Consider the following 587-nt stretch of genomic DNA (forward strand, 5'->3'; position numbering starts at 1 on the left):
ACAAGCCGGATGATTTGGCTTATGTGATCTACACCTCTGGAACTACAGGTAATCCAAAAGGAGTGATGGTGGAGCACGGGAGTTTAATCAATTCGACATTATACAGAGGTGACTTTTATCAAGTGCAGAAAGCATTATTACTAATATCTTCCTATGCTTTTGATTCTTCAGTTGCTGTTATATGGGGAGGATTATGTTATGGAGGAACTCTAATTATTGCGAATGAGTCTGTAATAAAAGACTCTGAAAATATAATTGAAATAATAGTAAAAAATAAAATTACAGATATTCTTTGTGTACCTAGTTACTATAATTTTATATCTGATGAATTAAGAAGGAATAAGGATGTTTTAAATTTAAAGAATTTAATATTAGCAGGGGAGCAGGTTAGGACAGATTTAATTACCTATCACAAGAAATATTTAGATAATATACAATTATATAATGAATATGGTCCAACAGAAAATACAGTTTGGACAACAGTATTTAAAATAAAAGATTGCAGTTCACTTATCCCAATTGGTGCTCCTATATCGAACACCCAGGTTTACATTTTGGATGATTCCCTTGGAGTTGTTCCTGTTGGA

General features: G+C 32.2%; 1 protein-coding gene. It reads left to right on the forward strand.

Translation table 11 applies throughout. The annotated features are described in order from the left end of the window. On the forward strand, window positions 1-587 hold a 587-nt coding region (locus tag AC1RRN_RS21445), incomplete at both ends, for an AMP-binding protein (RefSeq protein ID WP_492969257.1).

The sequence above is a fragment of the Flavobacterium sp. GW821-FHT11G01 genome, assembly GCF_058808175.1.